This is a genomic window from Streptomyces sp. NPDC060027 (genome assembly GCF_042737005.1).
Lineage (GTDB): Bacteria > Actinomycetota > Actinomycetes > Streptomycetales > Streptomycetaceae > Streptomyces.
The window spans coordinates 1-4,412 of record NZ_JBHWVI010000385.1; the positions used below are offsets into that span (position 1 = coordinate 1).

The following is a 4,412-nucleotide window of genomic DNA, read 5'->3' on the forward strand; positions in this document are numbered from 1 at the left end:
GCGTCCGGCGGATGGCCGCCGAGTACAGGTCGGGCCGGGCTCGCCCACGACATCGGCGGAGCCGGACGCCCCCTGAACTTCCTCGCAGACCGCGCGCGCCGGGGACGGACATGGCACGTGGACGAAGGCGGGTCCGTCACTTCCCCAGTGGTGGCGGACCCGCCTTTCTGCGTGACCGAAGGCGTCGGTTTCGGTGAGACGGCCCCTCAACAGGCATCGCCACGTCCAAGGTTGGCACCGCTCCCACCGCTCCCACCGCTCGCGTCGCCGCCGGACATGCCCGCACGCCTGGAACCCGGCCCTGCAACCACCGGGCACGACACCCTAAGCGGGCGTGTCATCCCAATGGGGCGATGTGCGGCACGGCGGATCAGGCAAGACTCTCGCGAAGCCCAACTTCGCCCCGGAGGTTCCATGTCGAAAAGCGGCGCGCCTCGCATCGACGTTCCGCGCGAGGCCCCGGCGCGGGCGTCGCTCGTCTTGACGTCCCTGATCATCGTTGCCGCCGTGGCCAACTTGAACCTGTCGGTGGCCAACGTGGCACTGCCCGCGATCGGGAAGGCCTTCGACTCCTCCCAGACCACGCTGAACCTGATCGCCGTGGGGTACTCCCTCGGCCTGGCCGCATCGGTGCTCTATCTGGGTGCGATCGGCGACCGTCACGGCCGCAAGCTGCTGCTGCTCCTCGGCATCGCTCTGTCCATCCCCGCCTGCCTGCTCGCCGCGTACGCGCCGAACGACAACGTCCTTGTGGCGGCCCGGATCCTCGGCGGACTCTCGGCCGGCATGGCCTACCCGACCACCCTGGCGCTGATCACCGCCCTGTGGGCGGGGCCGGGGCGGACGAAGTCGATCGCGCTGTGGTCGGCCCTGGGCGGCGGCATCTCCATGCTCGGGCCGGTGATCGCGGGCGCCCTGCTCGAACGCTTCTACTGGGGTTCGGTGTTCCTGATCACTCTGCCCCTCGCCGTGGTCGCGCTGGTCATGGCCCTGCTGTTCGTCCCCGCGCACGCCAACGAGTCGGCCGAACCGGTGGACAACCTCGGCGGCATCCTCTCCGTCCTCCTGGTCGCGGGACTGGTGCTGGCGATCAATTTCGCCGCCGTCCCCGGCCAGGGGTCACTGGTCGTCGGCCTCGCCGTGATCGCCCTGGCTGCCGGAGCGGCGTTCTTCTGGCGTCAGCGCCGGGCTCCGAACCCGTTGTACGACCTCCACATCGCCGGCCGGCGCACGTTCTGGGTCGCCGCGTGCGCGGGAATCATCGTGTGGGGCTCCATGATGGGGTCGGCGTTCATCAGCCAGCAGTACCTGCAGAACGTGCTCGAGTACAGCCCCGTCGAAGCCGGCGCCGCCATCCTCCCCCTCGTCGTGATGATGGTGCTCGTGGCACCACGGTCCGCGAAGCTGGTCGAGAGACGCGGCGCCCGCACGACCCTGCTGATCGGTTACGGGTTCCTCTTCCTCGCCTTCGCCTGGATGTTGCTGTTCTGGGGCGAGGACAGCGGCTACTGGCAGATCGGCTTCGCCTACGTGCTCATCGGTATCGGCGCCGGCTTCGCCGGGACGCCCTCATCCCACTCGCTGACCGGATCGGTGCCCGTACGACGGGCCGGCATGGCCTCAGGCACCGCCGACCTGCAACGCGACCTCGGCGGGGCCATCATGCAGTCCATCATGGGCGCGCTCCTCACCGCCGGCTATGCCTCGGCCTTCAGCGCGGCGATCGCCGCTTCCCCCGAGAGCAAGGACGTGTCGGACCAGGTCCAGAGCGAGCTGACGAAGTCGTTCGCCTCCGCCGGGCAGGTCGCCCAGCAGCACCCCCGCTACGCCGACCAGATCGTCGCGGCAGCACGCCAGTCGTTCCTCCACGGCGACGACTGGGCGTACACCGTCGGCCTGGCCGCGATCGCCCTGGGTGCGCTGCTGATCTTCTTCATGTTCCCGCACCGGGACGCCGAACGGGAACTCCTGCGGCGCTACTGCACCGAGGACTCCGCCCCTGCCGCCACCGAGAGGTCGAGCGGACCGGGAGCCTGAGGCCGGCCGGTCAGCCGGTCGCCGACCGTGTCCGTGCGCTGCCTTGCCCCAGGGCCGTCGAAAGCAGGTCTGAAGACCGGACTGACGCGGGCGAGGTCATGGTTCGGGTGAGTTGTTCGGTGTGGAGGCATGGAAGAAGGGCCTCTTGGTAGCTCGCGGATGTCGAGTCCAGCGAGAAGCAGGAGGCCCTGTTGTCGAAGTGTCGCGTGGTCGTGGCTCTCGCGGCACGGGTCCGGACGGCGGGCCCGTACGGACGGGTGCCCGGCCGGCCGGGCGGTCCTCGCGGCTCGGGCCCAAGCAGCGGCGTGCTCGCGAGGAGCGGCGGCGCACCGGACGCACGATGTCCGGTTGCGTCCCGTACGCCCCGATCGCCGCACCGGGCACGTGAATCGGCGAAGAAGTCCGGGGTCCCGCGTACAACCCCCGCCCCGTCCGGACGGTCTCCTGATCGCCAACCGCCGGTGGCGCCCGGGTAGAACTCCGGGCGAACACGGCCGGAACGCACCCAATTGGCTGTGAGCGCCCGGGAGGCGCTCCCGCATGCAGCAGGAGACCCCGCATGCACAAGCATCTGCGACTGACCCTCGCGACGGCGACCGCTGCCGCGCTGACGGGCGGTCTGCTCTCCTTCACGGCCGTGACGGCGACGGCGGCCGACTCCGTCCACCACCCGGTGGCGGACTTCAACAACGACGGCTACGGAGACGTGGCGTACTCCGCCGGCTGGTCCACCGTCGGCGGCAAGAAGGGCGCCGGCCAGATCGTCGCCCTGTACGGCTCGGCGAGCGGCGTGACGTCCACGAAGCGCGCCACGATCAGCCAGAACACCGCCGGTGTGCCCGGCAGCGCCGAGACCGAGGACGGCTTCGGCTGGGTCAGTGCCTACGGCGACTTCAACGGCGACGGCTACGACGACCTCGCGGCCGCCGCGCAGCGCGAGGACGTGGACGGCGACACCGACGGCGGCACCGTCGTCATGGTGTGGGGTTCGGCGAGCGGCCTGTCCGGCGCGACGACGGTCAAGGACGCGGCGCCCTCGTCGCACGACCGCTGGGGCCGCGCGCTGGCCGCGGGCGACTTCGACGGCGACGGCACGGAGGACCTCGCGGTCGGCTCCTCGTCGAACCGGGTGTACGTCTTCAAGGGCGGCATCACCAAGGCGGGCACCTACGGCGGCCGCTACTCGCTGACCACGGACATCATCACCGGCGGCGAGACCGGCACGCTCATGCTCACCGCGGGCGACGTCAACGGCGACAAGCGCACGGACCTGGTCGTCGACGGCTACCAGGACGGCGGCGACTACGGCTACTACATCAACTGGTACGTGCCCGGCACGGCCTCCGGCCTGGACTCGGGCCAGGCACGCGAACTGAAGAGCGGGCTCATCACCGGTATCGGCGACATCAACGGCGACAGCTTCGGCGACATCGTCACCGGCCAGAACTGGGACCCGGCCGACGACGGCGGCCCGACCGTGCCCGAGTCCACCACCGGCGGCAAGGTGCACATCGTCTACGGTTCCGCCGACGGCCCGGCCGCCACGGTCGCGGTCACCCAGAACAGCGGCAACGTGCCCGGCTCCTCCGAGCGCGGCGACTGGTTCGGCGGCGAGCTGTCCCTCGGCGACATCAACGGCGACGGCATGACGGACCTGGTGGTCGGCGCCCCCGGTGAGAATCTGGGCAGCGTTGTCGACACGGGCGCGGTCACCGTGCTGTACGGCTCCGCCTCGGGCGTGAACACCATGTCGGGGTACCAGTACTTCGCCCAGTCGACGGCCGGTGTGCCCGGCTCGGACGAGAAGGGCGACCGGTTCGGCGGAGAGGTGAAGCTCACCGACGCCACGGGCGACGGCAGGGCGGACCTGACCGTCGGCGCGTTCGGCGAGAACGCCGGCAACGGCTCGCTGGTGTACCTGCCCTCCGACGGCACGCGGATCACCACGACCGGCGCGCGCTCCATCGCCCCGTCCTCGGTCGGCGTCTCGACGGATGCTTCCCCGTACTTCGGAGCCAACGCCGCCAACTGACGCGCCCCTTCCCGTCACAGGAGCCCGCACCCGCCAGGGGTGCGGGCTCCTGTCGTCCCGCGCCCGTGCCGCCGGGTACCGTCCCGCGCCGGCGCAACCCGGATGGGATGTGCAGTGGTCCACCAGCTCCGGGACCTTGCCCGCAGCACCGCCACCGTCCCTACCCAGAGCAGGCGCTCCCGTGATGCAGCGCAGGAACGCGGGAGATGTCAGTGCCTGCTTCTAGGATCCACCGAATACGCACCAGTTCATCGGAACTCCTCCGTGGATACCCCGGCCTTCAGGCTGGGGAGGAAACGGACTCCTGCGGAGCAGGGCAGCGGGCTGGGATTCGCCGTCAGGG

2 protein-coding genes are annotated in these 4,412 nt (G+C 70.6%); both read left to right on the forward strand.

Annotated features, from left to right (window positions below):
* The first annotated feature begins 414 nt into the window (after window positions 1-414).
* Window positions 415-2,037 (forward strand): MFS transporter, encoded by a 1,623-nt coding sequence (locus tag ACFWBT_RS42000; protein ID WP_385709804.1) that lies wholly within the window; start codon window positions 415-417, stop codon window positions 2,035-2,037.
* Between the two features lie 559 nt (window positions 2,038-2,596).
* A complete protein-coding gene (locus tag ACFWBT_RS42005) occupies window positions 2,597-4,069 on the forward strand; it encodes a VCBS repeat-containing protein (RefSeq protein WP_385709807.1) in 1,473 nt (490 codons plus the stop codon).
* The last annotated feature ends 343 nt before the right edge of the window (window positions 4,070-4,412 follow it).

What these genes read in the sequence shown, in the direction of transcription:
- ACFWBT_RS42000 (WP_385709804.1), top strand. Translation starts at nt 415, where the DNA reads ATGTCGAAAAGCGGCGCGCCTCGCATCGACGTTCCGCGCGAGGCCCCG.
- ACFWBT_RS42005 (WP_385709807.1), top strand. Translation starts at nt 2,597, where the DNA reads ATGCACAAGCATCTGCGACTGACCCTCGCGACGGCGACCGCTGCCGCG.